Source organism: Rhodospira trueperi, assembly GCF_900101965.1.
Classification (GTDB): Bacteria; Pseudomonadota; Alphaproteobacteria; order Rhodospirillales; family Rhodospirillaceae; genus Rhodospira; species Rhodospira trueperi.
Window position 1 is genome coordinate 170,468 of sequence record NZ_FNAP01000006.1, and the last position, 16,204, is coordinate 186,671.

Below are 16,204 nucleotides of genomic sequence, written 5' to 3' on the forward strand. Positions count from 1 at the left end.
GTTTCGTCGGGGCGGGTCCTTAGAACACACCTGCCGTGGAAGAGCCGCTCGTCTCCGACGAGATCGGCGACCGTTCCTCGCGCTGCATGGGGCCGATGTAGTTGCCCTTGCGCACGAACGGCCGCGGATTGAGAAGGGTGTGCTCGATCCGCTTGTACAGAACGTCCGCCGAGACCGGCTTTCCGAGGAACTCGTTGATGCCCGCGTTGCGGGCCTCCTTGACATGTCCGAGGTCCGAGTAGCCCGAAATCATGATGATCGGGATCTCGGGATTACGGATCGACGTGTCGCGCCGCACCATGCGGGCGAACTCGGCACCGTTCAGGGGCGTCATCTCGTAGTCCAGCAGGATCATGTGCAACGGATCCTGTTGAAGCCGCTTGAGCCCCTCGACCCCGTCGCCGCACTCGGTGACGTCCCGAATGCCATAGTTGGCGAGTTGCGTGACCAGCAATGATCGAGAGAACTTGTTGTCATCAATGATGAGAACACGCAACGCTTGAAGGCGGTCGCGCATTTTTTCAGTGATATGATCGTTCCTATCAACCAATGCACACCTCCGCGCGGTCGCTTCCATGTTGCCGTATCAGAGGATGTCCGACCTGGTCCGGCCGATCCCCCCCGCCGTCAAGCGTCGCGCACCATCACCGTCCGTCGAAGTCCGGCCTCCGGCGTGATGCACGACCCAAGCGCTCGCGGTCATGCGGGATACAACCACCCGCTACGTATCGAAGTATGCGCCTTCGACCGTCCGACTGTAAACGGGACAGAAGTTATGGTCGTGCAGCCCTTTCGCTGAAGCGGGTGGCCCCGGTGCCCGGACTTCTCTCTACGACAGGGTCAAAGTCTATGCCGTCTGTCGTATGTCGTATCTTCTTGAATTTTATGAAAAATAAGAATGCAGGACGATGAATCCGGTTGCGGATGACTGGGATCCGAATGGAGGGCGACTGGCTGTCGGTCAGCCGCCGCGCAGCCACAGGATCGTCGCACCTCAGGCAGCTGTCCTCCGGCCACCCGCCCGCCGGTCGAACACAGTGTCATGGGAACCGATCATCCTGATTCACACGCCTCTACTTTTGTTCGTCATGGCGAGGAGCGCAGCCCAAATTAAAACATGGGGCAATCCAGGGCGGGTACTTGCGTTTTGTGCCCTGGATTGCTCCACCCTCGTCTTGCGACGAGGGTTCGCAATGACGAGTCAAGATGTCGCGTGAGCGAAGAGCCGCCGCTTCGGCGGGACGACCTGTGAATATGATAGCCCCGACGGGGGGAGGAGTCCGAGCGGCGCTGTTCGGTCCTTGGTCGTCCAGCCAAAATGAGAGCTGCTGGCATCGCGGCGGTCGCGTTCACCCTCTACCGTGTTTCCGTGCCGACCCTCGCGGACCGTGGTGCCGCGTCAGCGGCGCCACCAACCGCGCCGATTGCTGGATGACACCTCCTCCGACACGTCGGGTTCGGACGGTGCCTCATCGGGGTCGGTTTCCGCGCTGGTATCAACATTGGCGTCAGCATTGACGTCAACGTCGGCGTCCCCGTCCCCGTTCCCGTCCGTATCCATGTCGCCTTCGGCCTGATCCGCTTCCGCAGCGGCCTCCGCGTCATCGGAGGCGGTCACCGCCTCCTCCTCCGTTGTGGTGTCGGTCGGAGCATCCGCGACGCCCGTGTCGTCGTCCCCGGAGCCAGAAGTGTTGGCGGTCTCGGCCTCGACGGCCGTGTTGTCGTTCGCCGTCCCGCCGGACTCCCTGTCTTCACCGGCCTCGCTGGCCTCACCGTCGTCTCCGTTCGCGGTGTCGCTGTCCGAGCGGCGCGTGCGGCGTCCGCCGCGCCGCCGCCGGGAGCGCCGCGAACGGCTGGACCGCGATCCGTCCTCGTCATCGGACGGCGCGCCCTCCTCACCGTCTTGCGCTGAATCCGGGCTTTCATCGTCGGAGGACTCCGGGGATTCGGTCTCCTCGGCGCCTTCGCCCTGGTCCTCGGCGCCGGATCGGTCGGAGTCCCGGCGCGGCTTGCGCCGCCGCCGCCGCTTCTTACGGCTGCTGCGGCCGTTGGCCTCCTCGTCGTCGCGGGTGTCGTCCGCGCGCGCCGTGTCGTCATCGTCGGCTTCGGCCGGCGCCTCCGCGACCTCCGGGGGCGGCACCACGGTCCGCTCGACCTCCCCGGACTCCGCCCGGGCGTCCGCGCGCACCCGGTCCATGGTGTAGGCGGGAATGATGAGATCATCATCGCCCTGGATCAGCACGCGGAAGTCGTACCGGGCCTCGATCGCCGTCAGCATGGCGCGCTTGTTGTTGAGGATGTACAGCGCCACCGGCGTCGGCACGGTCAGGGTCACCTCCGCCGAGCGGCGGCGCACGCCCTCCTCCTCGATCACTCGCAGCATCTGGATGGCGGTGGATTCGATGGAGCGCACCACGCCGGTGCCATGGCAGTGCTGGCAGGTGTGGAACGCGGTTTCCATCAGGCTGGGCCGCAACCGCTGGCGCGACATCTCCAGCAGGCCGAAGGGGCTGATCCGGCTCATCTGAATGCGGGCGCGATCCTGCTTCAGAGCCTCCTTCAGGCGCCGTTCGACGGCCGCGTTGTTGCGGTTTTCGTCCATGTCGATGAAGTCGATCACGATCAGCCCGGCCAGATCGCGCAGGCGCAACTGGCGGGCGATCTCGTCGGCGGCCTCAAGGTTGGTCTTGAGCGCCGTTTCCTCGATATGCCGCTCCTTGGTCGAACGGCCCGAGTTGACGTCGATGGCCACCAGCGCCTCAGTCTGGTTGATGACCACCGTGCCGCCGGAGCGAAGCTGCGCCGTCGGGCTGTGCATGGCGTCGAGCTGGCTTTCCACCTGGAAGCGGTGGAACAGCGGCATGTCCTGATCCCGGTACGGCTGCACCTTTCGCGCGTGCGACGGGGTCAGCATCTTCATGAAGTCCTTGGCGGCGCGGTAGCCGTCATCGCCGTCCACCAGGACTTCCTCGATGTCCCGGGTATAGATGTCGCGGATCGCCCGCTTGATCAGGTTGGCTTCCTCGTGGATCAGCGCGGGGGCGACGGAGGCCAGGGTGGTCTCCTTGATCTGCTCCCACTGCCGCATGAGGTATTCGAAGTCGCGCTTGATCTCGGCCTTGCTGCGCTCGCCGCCGGCCGTGCGCAGGATCACCGAGCCGCCGGGTGGCCCTTGCAGGTCGGCCAGGATGCCCTTCAGCCGGCGTCGGTCGGTTTGGCTGCTGATCTTGCGCGAAACCCCGCCGCCGCGCGCGGTGTTGGGCATGAACACGCAGTAGCGGCCGGCCAGCGACAGATAGGTGGTCAGGGCCGCGCCCTTGTTGCCGCGCTCTTCCTTGACCGCCTGGACCAGGAGGATCTGGCGACGCTTGATGACCTCCTGAATCTTGTAGTTGCGCAGGGCGTTGGCCTGAAGCTGGGGCGAGGCGGCCGCGACCGTCTCCTCGCCGCCGACGTCCTCGACATCGTTGCCGTCGCCATCGTCGCCATCATCGCCTTCGTTGCCCCGGCGGCGGCGCCTGTGGTCGGTCTCGCCCTCGTCGCTCTGGTCGCCGTCCCCCGGGTCCCCATCGGCCCGGCGCTCTTCCTCCGCCTCGGCCGCCTGCTCGCGTTCCCGCTGCTCGGCGATCAAGGCCTGACGGTCGGCGACGGGGATCTGATAGTAGTCGGGATGGATCTCGCTGAAGGCCAAGAAGCCGTGGCGGTTGCCTCCGTATTCGACGAAGGCCGCCTGAAGCGATGGTTCGACCCTGACCACCTTGGCCAGATAGACGTTGCCCTTGATCTGCTTCTTGGTGCTGGTCTCAACGTCGAATTCTTCAAGCCGGGTGCCATCCAGAACGACCACCCGGGTCTCTTCCGGGTGACCGGTGTCGATCAACATTCTCTTGGTCATGCAAAACTGCACTCCGTGGGGCCACCGGTGCCGCTCCCGCCTGGGTGGGAAGGGTGGGGCCTGATCTCGCCAAGAGGCCGGAGTCCGACAGGCCGGGACGGGTCGCGCGCGCGCCGCGCCACGCCGCGACAGCGGCACGGGCGGAACCGATCCCCCGGCCGACACCTCTGCCGCCAGCGGCGCGATGCGTCGCGGTCGGAACGGACCGCGGCACAAGCCGGAACGACAGCAAAGGGACGGCGAGGGACATGGCGACGGATCCTCTGGCCCGGGCCCGCCGGCCCGGCCTCGAATTCGGGTTGTAACCTTCGGCCGATCACCGGGCGGCCACGCGCGTTTTGGCGGCGTCGGCACCATGAGCCCGGAGCCGATACACCGCTCCGGGACTGCCGGGAGACGCCATCGCATCGCGGCGCCCCGACCAATCGGCCTTGGCGGAGCCGGATGCCGCGTGTTCAGTGTCTCGGCGGATCCAACCCCGGAGTCGCAGCCGCCCAAGCGGCGACTGAATTCCACTTGAGACAATAGTCATGCCGGCCCCCGGGGACAATACGTTATGCTGGAGGTCATATTGACGCCGTGGGGCGATCACGCCGATGTCCACCGCGCGGGACCGGATGGGTCGCCACGCGACGGGCGGTGATGATCCACCAGCGGCGTGGCGCGAGACGCAGGGGATGAAATCCAGAGTGCATCCCTGAAGTGCCGAAGCTCGTATGGGTGCGTAATTTTTCTTTTGTTCTTGTAGGCTTGCATGTATGGGCGTATATCTTGGTCGAAGACTGGGCGAACTGGGGATCGGGTCTTGCCATAGGACGGACGGAATGCGGAGTGGGATGCGCGACGACACCGGGCCTGATGTGCCGGCAGACGGCGGCGCAAACCCGCCGTCGCGCCGGCTCCTGTTGCGGGTCGGAACCGTGGCCGGCGCAACCGGCATGGCGTTCGGTCCGGGTCTGGCGGCGCGGGCGCTGGCCGCCAACCAGGCCACCGGCTTCCGCCTGGGCGAGCACAGCAGCAAGACCCGCGTGGTCGTCGATCTGGCCGAATCCCCCACCTACCGCGTCTTTACCCTGACCGACCCGATCCGGCTGGTCATCGACCTCGCGGAGTCCGACTGGCAGGTGCCGGCCGGCGCCCTGCCGGGCGCCACCGGCCACATCGCCGCCGTGCGCTACGGTCTGCTTGAGGGCGGGCTGACCCGGGTGGTCCTGGATCTGACCCAGCCGGCGCGTCTTGACGCCGTGTTCGCCCTGGAACCCAGCGACGGCCACGCTTGGCGCCTCGTCATCGATCTCGTGGACAGTTCCTCAAGCGCGTTCCGGGCCTCCGCCGGCCACGAGCATGCGCGTATGGGGGGCGCGCGCCGGGCCGTGGCCTCCGCGCCCGAACAGCCCAAGACGCCGGAACCGCTATCGTCCCCGCCCGCGGCGGTCGCCGAGCCCGCCCCGGTCCCGCCCGCCCCGCCGCCCGCGTCCCCGGTCGTCGCGGGGCCCGTCGAGCCGGCCCCCCAGGAGTTGCCGCGCCCGCTGCCCTCGATCTTCGCCGCGCCGGCGCCTCCGTCCGGTGTCGGCGGGGGCGGTGCCGCCAGCACGTCGAGCATGACGCAGGTTGCCTTCGCGCCCGTCCCGGCGCGCAAGCCGCCGCCGCCGCACAAGCCGCTCATTGCCCTCGATCCGGGGCACGGCGGCCGCGATCCCGGCGCCATCAGCGTCCACGGCATCTACGAAAAAGACATCACTCTGGCCATGGGCCGGGAATTGCGCCGCGTCCTGGTCGACACCGGACGCTATCGCGTCGTCATGACCCGCGAAAGCGACGTGTCCGTGCGCCTGCGCGAGCGGGTGCGGCGGGCGCGTCAGGCCGGGGCGGACCTGTTCCTGTCGATTCACGCCGACGCCATCGGGAATCCGAGCGTGCGTGGCCTGTCCGTCTACACGCTCTCGGAAAAGGCCTCCGACGCCGAGGCCGGCGCGTTGGCCGAGCGCGAGAACAAGGCCGACATCATCCTGGGCATGGACTTCAGCCACGAATCCCAGGACGTCACCAGTATTCTGATCGATCTGGCGCAGCGCGAGACCATGAACCGCTCGGTGTCTTTCGCCAACACGCTGCTGCGCGAACTGCCGCCTGACATCCGCACCCTGAACCACAGCCGACGGTTCGCCGGCTTCGCCGTTCTGAAGGCCCCCGACGTGCCGTCCGCCCTGCTGGAGATGGGATATCTGTCGAATGCGACGGACGAACGGCTGTTGCGCCAGCGGGCTTACCGGGTCAAGCTGAGTCAGGCCGTCGTCAGGGCGCTGGACCAGTTTTTCACCGTGGTGCAGGGCGCGCGGCTGCCGTGATGCCCGGTGGCCTTGACCGCGCCACATTCCATCCCTACCACGACGATGACGCGGCGCGAACGGCGCCGCCGCACGGTTCGGTCCCTTGATGGCAGACCGACCGGTCCTTTTCCTGGCGAACGCGCGACGGCCCCTATGCTGAAACTCTTCCGGCTGTTCCTGAGCAGTGTCATCGTGCTGTCGGTGGTGGGCTTTGCCGCCGCCGGGTACATGTTCTGGCACTTCAGCAAGGACCTTCCCGGCTACAGCCACCTCAAGACCTACGAGCCGCCGGTCACCACCCGGGTGTACGCCTCCGACGGCCGGCTGATGGCCGAGTATGCCATCGAAAGGCGCGTCTACCTGCCCATCGAGGCGATTCCGCAGACCGTGCGCAACGCCTTTCTCTCGGCCGAGGACAAATCGTTCTACACCCATCCCGGCATCGATGCGCAGGGGCTGGTCCGCGCCATCATCACCAACGTGCGCAACCTCAGCACCGGCCGCCGGCCCGAGGGGGCCTCCACCATCACCCAGCAGGTGGCCAAGAATTTCCTGCTGACCAACGAAGTCTCGATTGAGCGCAAGATCCGCGAAGCGCTGCTCGCCTTCCGGCTGGAGCAGGCGTTCAGCAAGGATCATATCCTCGAGCTGTACCTCAACGAGATCTACCTGGGCTTCGGGTCCTACGGGGTCGCCGCCGCCGCGCTGAACTACTTCAACAAGTCGGTGGACGAACTGACCATCGCCGAGGCCGCCTTCCTGGCCGCGCTGCCCAAGGCGCCCAACAACTATCATCCCATCCGCCGGCCGCGCGCCGCCTACGCCCGCCGCGACTGGGTCATTGGCCGCATGCTGGACGACGGACACATCACCCCGGAACAGGCCGAGAAAGCCCGCGCGGAATCGATCATGGTGCGCGAGCGTGACGAGACCCAGGCGGTCTACGGCGCCGGGTTTTTCTCCGAGGAAATCCGCCGCTCGCTGGCCGAGAGCTATGGCGAGGACGCCCTGTACAAGGGCGGTCTGGCCGTGCGCTCGACGCTCGATCCACGCCTGCAGAAAATCGCCGGCCGGGTGCTGCGCGAGGGACTGGTCGCCTATGACCAGCGCCACGGCTGGCGCGGACCGGTCGCCACCCTGCCGGACGAGCCGGGCTGGATGACCCCGCTGGAAGCCATGGAACGGCCGGCCGGCGCGCCCGACGACTGGCTGCTGGCGGCGGTGCTGGAGATCGGCGCCGACGCCGTGACCATCGGCCTGCCCGGCGGCAAGAAGGCGAGCATGCCGTTCGAGACCATGACCTGGGCCCGCCCGTGGCTGGAGGACCAGCGGGTCGGCCCGGAGCCGAGCCGTCCGGGCGATGTGCTGGCGGTCGGCGATGTGGTGTTCGTTGAAGAGGTCGTTGACGAGGACGGGGCGCCCACCGATACCTACGCTCTGCGCCAGATCCCCGACGTCGAGGGGGCCCTGGTGGCCCTCGATCCGCACACCGGCCGCGTGCTGGCCATGATGGGCGGGTTTTCCGCCGAGCGCTCGGAGTTCAACCGCGCCACCCAGGCGTTGCGTCAGCCCGGCTCGGCCTTCAAACCGTTCGTCTACATGGCGGCGCTGGAGAACGGCTACACGCCGGCCTCGATCATCCTGGACGCGCCGTTTGTGTACGATCAGGGGCCGGGGCTGCCGACCTGGAAGCCGAAGAACTACTCCAACCGCTTCTACGGTCCCTCGACCCTGCGCATGGGGGTGGAGAAGTCGCGCAACCTGATGACCGTGCGGCTCGCCCAGGCGGTCGGAATGGATCAGGTCGCCGATGTGTCGGAGCGCTTCGGCATTTCCGACGACATGCCGCGCAATCTGGCCGCCTCGCTGGGATCCACCGAGACCACGGTGCTGCGCCTGACCACCGCCTACGCCATGATCGCCAACGGCGGCAAGCGCATCGATCCCACCCTGATCGACCGCATCCAGGACCGCCACGGCCGCACCATCTATCGCCACGACGGCCGCCCCTGCGCCCGCTGCCGGGAAGTGGGCTGGACCGGGCAGTCGGTGCCGGACCTGCCGGACCCGCGCCCGCAGGTCACCGACCCGCTGACCGCCTATCAGATGATCTCCATCCTGGAGGGCGTCGTGCAGCGCGGCACCGGGGTGCGCGTCGGCCGCATCGTGGACAAGCCGGTGGCCGGGAAGACCGGCACCTCCAACGAGTCCGTCGACACCTGGTTTGTCGGCTCCTCGCCCGACCTGACCGTCGGCGTGTTCGTCGGCTTCGACAATCCGCGCACCCTGGGCAGCCGCGAGCAGGGCGCGCGCACCGCCGGCCCTATCTTCGGGCACTTCATGGCGGCCGCGCTGGAAGGCACACCGGGCCGGCCCTTCCCCGTGCCCCCCGGCATCCAGTTCGTCACTATCGACCGCCAGACCGGCGTGCGCGCCAGTGGCGGGGGCGAAGGCACCATCACCGAAGCCTTCAAGCCCGGGCAGGGGCCCGAACGCAATCCGACGGTCCTGGACGGATCGGCTATGGGCGCCTATGACGACGGAGGCGGCTATTCCGATTACGGCTCCGCCTATTCCGTGCCGTCCACCCAGGGTGTCGGCGTGGTGCCCATGCCCGGCACGGCGGGTGGCGTCTGGACGGCCCAGCCGGGCCAGCCGGTTCCCCCCGGTGGCGGTCAGACCGGCACCGGCACCGGCACCGGAGCGCTGCCCCCGCCGCCGCCCACCGGTGGCGGAGGCGGCGCCGCGCCCCAGGCGGGCGGGTTGTACTGAGGCCGCCTTGCCGTAGGTTGGGGTGAGGTGCGAGGCACCGAACCCCAACGGATCCGGCCCACAGATCCGAATGATGTTGGGGTTGGCTCCGCTCACCCCAACCTACGATCTTGTTCGCCGGACTGCGAACGATTCAACCGGTTTCCGTCTCAATCATCCTCCGCCAGCGCCGCCTTGGGGTCCGCGCGGGTGACCTCGCTGGGGAACGTCCGCATCATCCACAGCAGCAGCACCAGCCCGGGCACGGCGGCCAGAGTGGTGACCAGGAAATACGTCACCCAGTCCACCTGATCGGCCAGCCAGCCGCCGCCGGCCGAGAAGAACGTCCGCGCGAAGCTCATCAGGCTGGAGACCAGCGCGTACTGCGTCGCCGTATAGGCGATGTTGCACAGGGACGACAGGTAGGCCACGAACGCCGCCGTGCCCATGCCGCCGGTCAGGTTCTCCACGCTGATGGTCACCACCAGCCAGCCGATGTCCGCGCCCACGTACGCTTGCCAGGCGAACACGAGGTTTGACCCCGCCTGCGCCACGCCGCAGATCAGCAAGGCCTTCATGATCCCCAGCCGCGCCACCATCAGGCCGCCGAGCAGGCCGCCGACGATGGTCATCACGACCCCGTAGCCCTTTGAGATGACGCCGACCTCTGTCTTGGTGAAGCCGATCTCCTCATAGAACGGCATGGCCATGATACCCAGCAGCGCATCGCCGTACTTGTAGAGCGCGATGAACACCAGGATCCAGATCCAGTGCCGCCGTGTCATGAAGTCCACGAACGGGCACACGACCGCGCCGTACAGGAATCCCAGGGTCTCGCGCGCCCAGCCCGGCAAATGGGCCGTGCGCTCCAGCAGAGCCTCGACCCGCGATTCCTGCTCGCGCACGCTGGCGGTGGCGGCGGCGCGGTCGGGCTCCGGGCTCAGCAGGGCGGTCAGGATGCCGATCCCCATCAGTCCGGCCATGACGGCATAAGCCCAGAACCATCCCGCAAAGTCGGCGATGATCAGCGCCCCGCCGCTGGCCACCACCATGCCGAGGCGGTAGCCCAGAACGATGGTGCCGGCCCCGGCGCCCAATTGGTGCTCCTCCAGGCTTTCCACGCGGTAGGCGTCGATGACGATGTCCTGGGTGGCCGAGGCGAAGGCCAGAAGCACCGCCCACAGCGCCGTCCACCACAGGTCAACGGCCGGGTCGGTCGATCCCAGCCCGACCATGCAGCCCATGATGAGCACTTGCGCCAGCAGCAGCCAGCCGCGCCGCTGCCCGAACAGCGGGGTGAGCACGGGCAGCCGCAGGCGGTCCACCAGCGGAGACCACAGGAACTTGAAGCCGTAAGCGGTGCTGGCGAAGGCGAACAGGCCGATGGTCGCCTTGGAGACCTCGGACTCGGCCAGCCAGTACGACAGCGTCGAGAACACCAGCAGCAACGGCAGCCCGCTGGCGAAGCCCAGGAACAGCACCCGGATGACGCGGATATCGCGATAAACGGCGAGGCTGCGCCACCAGTCCGAAAGGCTGGGGAATGTGGTTGCCACGGGAGGGACTCACCTGTGTCGGAGGGACGGGCGGATGCGGAAACGCGGGGCCCATGATCGGGATCCCGGTTCCGCCATGCAAGCCCGCCGCGACGCAGGCCCCGCCCCGCCCCCCGTCAGTCCCGCCGGTCGGGGCCGGTGTGGAACTCCGGCCATTCGCGCGCCACGATGGGACCGTCCGAGCGCAGCGCGTAGCAGGTGTCCAGGATGGGCGGCCGCTCTCCGGTGTTGGCGGCCTTGCGCTTCTCCTCGCGGCGGAAGTGCAGGGTCTGGTACGCCGTCGCCGCCAGCGGCTTGAGCAGGTCCACCATGTGCGTGCAGCCCTCGCCCCGCCCCAGCGCCTGCTTGACCCGCCCGGAAAAGCCGGCGCCGATGCTCATGCCCACCAGCCGCTGGAAGTTGGGGGTGACGTCGCCGCAGATGGTGAAGGGCGACGATTCGGTCACCGCCTCCACCGCGCGGATCACCAGGTCATCGTCCACCGTCACCCGCAGGACCATGTCGTGCAGCGCCTCGCCGGCGGCGATGTGGCCGCGCTCGTGGTTGGAGAAGGTGTAGCTCTTGGTATCGACGATACGGGCCTCGATGTCCCACAGCCCATCGTCGCGCTGGTAGCCCTGGCAGTCGATGCGACGGGTGTGGATATGCGTGCGGGGCAGGGGCGGCGAGAGAGGCATGAGGGGGCACCGTCGCGGAAGGAGTGAGGACACGGTCATTAATATACGCAACCGTATGGCACGTGTCCAGCGTGGCCCGTCCGTCGGCCCTCAGCAGTTCTCAGTTTGGCTGGACGACCAAGGACCGAACAGTGCCGCTCGGACTCCTTCCCCCGTCGGAGGGAGGGTGGGAGATCCGCGCGTGGGGCTCCTGTCAGACACCCAGCGAAAGCCGGCTGAACGGTGACAGGTCCAAAATGAGAACGTCTGACCGGCCCTTGCCCGCCTTCCGGCGGCGCCCTATAACCCGCGCCATGGAGCAGAGTGGCCTGACCTTTCGCAAGATGCATGGCCTGGGCAACGACTTCGTGGTCGTTGATGCCCGGACCCGTCCGTTCGACCCCACACCGGCCCAGGCGCGGCGCCTCGCCGACCGGCGCGTCGGGGTGGGCTGCGACCAGATCATCACCATCGAGCCGCCGCGTCCCGAGCACCCGGGCAGCACGGCCTTCATGGGGATCCGCAACGCCGACGGCGGCACGGTCGAAGCCTGCGGCAACGCCACCCGCTGTGTGGCCCGCCTGCTGATGGACGAGGCCGGGACCGACCGCGTGGTTCTGGGCACCCTGGCCGGCCCGCTCATCGCCGAGCGTGCCGACGGCGACTCGGTGCGGGTGGACATGGGACGGGCGAGCACCGACGCGGCTGTCCTCGACCTCTCTCATCCGTGCGACCCGCTGCATCTAGACCTGCGCTTGCCGCCATTCAACGACGCCGTGGGAGTCTCGGTCGGCAACCCCCATGTGGTGGCCCTGGTGCCCGACGCGGAGTCGGTGGACCTGCGCGGCACCGGCCCGATCATCGAGCATCACGACCTGTTTCCCGACCGCGTGAATGCCGAGGTGGTCTCCGTCCGCCCCGACGGGTCCCTGCGCATGCGGGTGTGGGAACGCGGCGCCGGCATCACCCGGGCCTGCGGCACCGGCGCCTGTGCCGTGGTGGTGGCGGCGGTGATCCGGGGGGCGATCCCCAGGCAGCCGACGACCGTCATGCTGGACGGCGGCCCGCTGCGCATCGACTGGCGCGCCGGGGACGATCATGTGCTGATGACCGGCCCCGTGGCCACGGTGTTCACCGGCACCCTGCACGAAAGCCTGCTGTCATGACGGCGCGCGATCCCCAAGTGGTGACCTTCGGCTGCCGGCTGAACGGCTATGAAAGCGAGGTGATGCGTGAGCATGCCCGCGCCGCCGGGCTGGACGGCGCCATCATCGTCAACACCTGCGCGGTGACGGCCGAGGCCGAGCGTCAGGCCCGCCAGGCCATCCGCAAACTGCGGCGCGAGAACCCGGACGCCCGCTTGGTCGTCACCGGCTGCGCCGCGCAACTCGATCCGGCGCGCTACGCCGCCATGCCCGAGGTGGACCGCGTGCTCGGCAACACCGAGAAGCTGGAGGCCGAAAGCTACCGTGACGGCGCTGACGCCCTGCTGGTGACCGACATCATGGAGGCGCGCGAGACCGCCGGCCACCTGCTGTCGGGGTTCGACAGCCGGACGCGGGCCTTCGTTCAGGTGCAACAGGGCTGCGATCACCGCTGTACGTTCTGTGTCATCCCGTTCGCGCGCGGCCCCAACCGCTCGGTGCCGCTGGGGCGGCTGGTGGAGCAGGTGCGCATGCTGGTCACGGCCGGGCTCCGTGAGGTGGTGCTGAGCGGCGTGGACATCACCTCGTACGGCGGGGATCTGCCGGGACGGCCCTCTCTGGGACAGGCCGTCCGCCGGCTGCTGGAGCAGGTTCCCGACCTGCCGCGCCTGCGGCTGTCGTCGCTCGATCCGGCGGCGGTGGACGATGAGCTGTTGCGCCTGGTGGCGGAGGAGCCGCGCCTGCTGCCGCACCTGCACCTGTCGGTCCAGGCCGGTGACGACCTGATCCTGAAGCGCATGAAGCGACGCCACCTGCGCCGCGACGTGGTGGATCTGGCCCGGCGGCTGCGCGACCTGCGCCCTGGGGTGGCGCTGGGGGCCGACCTGATCGCCGGCTTTCCGACGGAGACGGATGAGCAGGCCGCGCGCGCGCTGGCCCTGGTGGACGAGGCCGACCTGACCCATCTGCACGTCTTCCCGTTTTCGCCGCGCCCGGGCACCCCGGCGGCGCGCATGCCGGCGGTCCCGGGTCCGGTCGCCAAGGCCCGCGCGGCGGCGCTGCGGGCGGCCGGTGACCAGCGCATGGGGGCGCGGTTGGCGCGGCGGGTCGGTGGCACGGCGGACGTGCTGGTGGAAACGCCCGGCTTCGGCCACAGCGAGGACTACCTTCCGGTCGATCTGGCGCCCGACCTTGACGCCGCCCCCGGGACCGTGGTTCGGGTGCGCCTGACCGGCGCGGGCGAGGGGCGCCTTGCCGCGACCACTGACGAAAGGATGTCGGCGTGATCTGGGGCTTCGGCAAGAAGAAGAAGGAACAGCAGGCGCGCGAGGAGGAAGAGCGCCGGATTCGGGAGGAAGACGAGGCCCGCGCTCGCGCCCGTGAGGAGCGCGCCCGCGCCGAGGCCGAGGCCCGTGCCCGCGAAGAGGCCGAGCGCCAGGCGCGGGAAGAAGCGGAGGCCCGCGCCCGGGCGGAGGCGGACGCCGAGGCGCGCGCCGAGGAGGAGGAGCGCGCCCGGATCGAGGCGGCCGCGCGCGAGGCCGAGGCTCAGGCGCTCGCCGAGAGCATGTTCGGCGGCAAGATCCCCCGGGTGGACGAGGAGGAGGAGCGCCGCCAGCGCGAGGAGGCCGCGCGTCTCGCCCGCGAGGAGGAGGAGCGCCGCCAGCAGGAAGAGGCCGCGCGCCTCGCCCGTGAGGAGGAGCGCGGCCAGCGCGAAGAAGAGGCCGCGCGTCTCGCCCGCGAGGAAGAAGAGCGCCGCCAGCGCGAGGAGGCCGCGCGTCTCGCCCGCGAGGAAGAAGAGCGCCGCCAGCGCGAAGAAGAGGCCGCGCGCCTCGCCCGTGAGGAGGAGGAGCGCCGCCAGCGCGAAGAAGAGGCCGCGCGTCTCGCCCGCGAGGAGGAGGAGCGCCGCCAGCGCGAGGAGGCCGCGCGTCTCGCCCGCGAGGAGGAGGAGCGCCGCCAGCGCGAGGAGGCCGCGCGTCTCGCCCGCGAGGAGGAGGAGCGCCGCCAGCGCGAGGAGGCCGCGCGTCTCGCCCGCGAGGAGGAGGAGCGCCGCCAGCAGGAAGAGGCCGAACGTCTCGCCCGTGAGGAGGAGGAGCGCCGCCAGCGCGAGGAGGCCGAACGTCTCGCCCGTGAGGAGGAGCGCGGCCAGCGCGAGGAGGCCGAACGTCTCGCCCGCGCGGAGGAGGAGCGCCGCCAGCGCGAGGAGGCCGAACGTCTCGCCCGCGCGGAGGAGGAGCGCCGCCAGCGCGAGGAGGCCGAACGTCTCGCCCGTGAGGAGGAGGAGCGCCGCCAGCGCGAGGAGGCCGCGCGTCTCGCCCGTGAGGAGGAGGAGCGCCGCCAGCGCGAGGAGGCCGAACGTCTCGCCCGCGAGGAGGAGGAGCGCCGCCAGCGCGAGGAGGCCGCGCGTCTCGCCCGCGAGGAGGAGCGCGGCCAGCGCGAGGAGGAGGAGCGCCGCCAGCGCGAGGAGGCCGCGCGTCTCGCCCGCGAGGAGGAGGAGCGCCGCCAGCGCGAGGAGGCCGAACGTCTCGCCCGCGAGGAGGAGGAGCGCCGCCAGCGCGAGGAGGCGGATCAAAAGGCCCACAAGAAGGATCGGGGCCGGGAAGAACCACCCCCCGAGGAACCGGCCCTCGACCCCAACCTCCACCACATCGAATGGGGCGAAAGCCCACGCAAGAAGAAGAAAGACGGCGGCGGCGGCTTCTTCGCCCGCCTGCGCCAGGGCCTGACGCGCTCATCGACCAAGATTTCGCGCGGCATCACCGAGCACATGGTGACCGCCCGCCTCGACGACGAGGCGCTGGAATACCTGGAGGACGTGCTCATCCAGTCCGACCTGGGCGTCAAGACGGCCAGCGACCTGATCCAGTCGCTGTCCCGCGCTCGCTTCGGCCCCAATCCGACCGAACAGGAGGTGCGCGAGCACTTCGCCGGCGAGCTGGCCACGCTGCTGGAACCGGTGGCCGTTCCGCTGGCGATCCAGAAACAGCCAAAGCCGCATGTGGTGCTGGTGGTCGGCGTCAACGGCTCCGGCAAGACCACGACCATCGGCAAGATGGCGCGGCAGTTGACCGACTGGGACATTCAGGTCTCGCTGGCGGCCGGCGACACCTTCCGCGCGGCGGCGGTGGAACAGCTCCGGATCTGGGGCGAACGCACCGACTGCCCCGTGGTCGCCCGCAAGACCGGGGCCGACGCCGCTGGACTGGCCTTCGACGCCATCCAAGAGGCCCGCGCGCGCAACGACGACGTGCTGCTGATCGACACCGCCGGCCGGTTGCAGAACCGCACCGAACTGATGGACGAACTGAAGAAGATCGTCCGCGTGATCAAGAAGCTGGACGAAACCGCGCCGCATACGGTGCTGTTGGTCATCGACGCCACCGTCGGCCAGAACGCCGTGCAGCAGGTCAAGGTGTTCCAGGAGATGATCGGTGTGACCGGCCTTGCGGTGACCAAGCTGGACGGCACGGCCAAGGGCGGCGTGGTGCTGTCGCTCGCCGAGCAGTTCGGCCTGCCCATCCACTTCGTCGGCATCGGCGAGGCGGTGGAGGACCTGCGCCCCTTCCGCGCCGACGAGTTCGCCAGCAGCCTGATGGGGCTGTGAATTTTCGCGAGCTTACGCCTTGGATGCGCTTTTCATCGTTGTGGCAAGCCGTCGCATTGCACAAAAAAAAGGTCAAGCAAGGCTTGTTCTGGTGTTGAAGGCGACATTATCGTTAGGAGGCGAACGTCCGTGCCGTGGCAATTCGCCCCATCCACGTGGAGCGGGGGCTGCCTGACCCAGCGTCCTCGCGGTCAAGGTGACCTCCGAATGCAATGGTTTCTCGGTCACGCCCCGTCAGTCTGAAAACCCGGCTCGCCATCGCCTTGGCCC

General features: G+C 68.9%; 9 protein-coding genes. 5 read left to right on the forward strand and 4 right to left on the reverse strand.

All coding sequences use genetic code 11. The annotated features are described in order from the left end of the window. Positions 1-19: 19 nt before the first annotated feature. Together BLS85_RS09750 and BLS85_RS09755 are read right to left on the reverse strand one after the other, a co-directional pair. Positions 20-577 (reverse strand): response regulator, encoded by a 558-nt coding sequence (locus BLS85_RS09750; RefSeq protein WP_092785701.1) that lies wholly within the window; start codon positions 575-577, stop codon positions 20-22. Positions 578-1,399: 822 nt separating this feature from the next. Next, positions 1,400-3,895 carry an Rne/Rng family ribonuclease gene (locus BLS85_RS09755; protein ID WP_092785703.1) on the reverse strand — a complete coding sequence of 832 codons (2,496 nt, stop codon included), beginning with the start codon at positions 3,893-3,895 and terminating at the stop codon, positions 1,400-1,402. Positions 3,896-4,731: 836 nt separating this feature from the next. Between BLS85_RS09755 and BLS85_RS09760 the strand changes: the two genes are divergently transcribed. Continuing rightward, a complete protein-coding gene (locus BLS85_RS09760; RefSeq protein WP_176793557.1) occupies positions 4,732-6,243 on the forward strand; it encodes an N-acetylmuramoyl-L-alanine amidase in 1,512 nt (503 codons plus the stop codon). Positions 6,244-6,378: 135 nt separating this feature from the next. Beyond that, positions 6,379-8,997 (forward strand): penicillin-binding protein 1A, encoded by a 2,619-nt coding sequence (locus BLS85_RS09765; protein WP_092785707.1) that lies wholly within the window; start codon positions 6,379-6,381, stop codon positions 8,995-8,997. 149 nt (positions 8,998-9,146) lie between these two features. On the opposite strand, the gene BLS85_RS09770 is transcribed toward BLS85_RS09765, so the two are convergent. Next, a complete protein-coding gene (locus BLS85_RS09770; protein ID WP_092785709.1) occupies positions 9,147-10,532 on the reverse strand; it encodes an AmpG family muropeptide MFS transporter in 1,386 nt (461 codons plus the stop codon). A 116-nt stretch (positions 10,533-10,648) separates the two neighbouring features. After that, positions 10,649-11,209, reverse strand: a complete 561-nt coding sequence (locus BLS85_RS09775; protein WP_092785711.1) for a DUF2889 domain-containing protein — start codon at positions 11,207-11,209, stop codon at positions 10,649-10,651. Positions 11,210-11,445: 236 nt separating this feature from the next. Here BLS85_RS09775 and dapF point away from each other — a divergent pair, with 236 nt between their 5' ends. Genes dapF through ftsY form a run of 3 tightly spaced genes read left to right on the forward strand, consistent with a single transcriptional unit; the run spans position 11,446 to position 15,934 of the window. After that, a complete protein-coding gene (gene dapF / locus BLS85_RS09780) occupies positions 11,446-12,354 on the forward strand; it encodes a diaminopimelate epimerase (RefSeq protein WP_342729452.1) in 909 nt (302 codons plus the stop codon). Continuing rightward, entirely contained in the window at positions 12,351-13,619 is a 1,269-nt protein-coding gene (gene mtaB / locus BLS85_RS09785) for a tRNA (N(6)-L-threonylcarbamoyladenosine(37)-C(2))-methylthiotransferase MtaB (RefSeq protein ID WP_092785715.1), read from the forward strand. The genes dapF and mtaB overlap by 4 nt, the downstream gene beginning before the upstream one ends. Then, entirely contained in the window at positions 13,616-15,934 is a 2,319-nt protein-coding gene (gene ftsY, locus BLS85_RS19780; protein ID WP_425438476.1) for a signal recognition particle-docking protein FtsY, read from the forward strand. Before mtaB ends, ftsY begins: the two co-directional genes overlap by 4 nt. Positions 15,935-16,204: the final 270 nt, after the last annotated feature.

Bases quoted from the DNA above. Each gene is read 5' to 3' on its own strand.
- BLS85_RS09750 (WP_092785701.1), bottom strand. From the start codon at position 577: ATGGAAGCGACCGCGCGGAGGTGTGCATTGGTTGATAGGAACGATCAT.
- BLS85_RS09755 (WP_092785703.1), bottom strand. From the start codon at position 3,895: ATGACCAAGAGAATGTTGATCGACACCGGTCACCCGGAAGAGACCCGG.
- BLS85_RS09760 (WP_176793557.1), top strand. From the start codon at position 4,732: ATGCGCGACGACACCGGGCCTGATGTGCCGGCAGACGGCGGCGCAAAC.
- BLS85_RS09765 (WP_092785707.1), top strand. From the start codon at position 6,379: ATGCTGAAACTCTTCCGGCTGTTCCTGAGCAGTGTCATCGTGCTGTCG.
- BLS85_RS09775 (WP_092785711.1), bottom strand. From the start codon at position 11,209: ATGCCTCTCTCGCCGCCCCTGCCCCGCACGCATATCCACACCCGTCGC.
- dapF (WP_342729452.1), top strand. From the start codon at position 11,446: ATGAGAACGTCTGACCGGCCCTTGCCCGCCTTCCGGCGGCGCCCTATA.
- mtaB (WP_092785715.1), top strand. From the start codon at position 12,351: ATGACGGCGCGCGATCCCCAAGTGGTGACCTTCGGCTGCCGGCTGAAC.